The organism is Natrialba sp. PRR66, assembly GCF_034808065.1.
Classification (GTDB): Archaea; Halobacteriota; Halobacteria; order Halobacteriales; family Natrialbaceae; genus Natrialba; species Natrialba aegyptia.
Genome location: NZ_JAXHGN010000236.1, coordinates 1 through 242 on the forward strand (window position 1 = coordinate 1; position 242 = coordinate 242).

Annotated in this window: 1 pseudogene; it reads left to right on the top strand. The window is 52.9% G+C overall.

Going from position 1 to position 242, the window contains the following annotated elements:
* Positions 1–61: 61 nt before the first annotated feature.
* Positions 62–242: pseudogene (locus SM755_RS24085) on the top strand (penicillin-binding protein); the annotation flags it as partial.

A 242-nucleotide genomic window follows, 5' to 3' on the forward strand; every position in this document is an offset into this window, starting at 1 on the left:
GGAGATGATACGTGGAGGAGGTGATGTTTTCGAGGGTACCACTCCAGAATTGGTAGATCAGATGCAGGCAGAACAAGCGATCAAACAGACGTTCCTAGATGGCACTAAACGTAGGTATGGACATGGTTGGATGCGTCAGTCACTCGGTGGGGATGAGGTTGTCGGACACGGGGGTGGAATCAGTGGCTCTACAGCCTTCGCGGGATATCTGACTGAAGCCGAGGTTGGCCTCGCAATTGCAT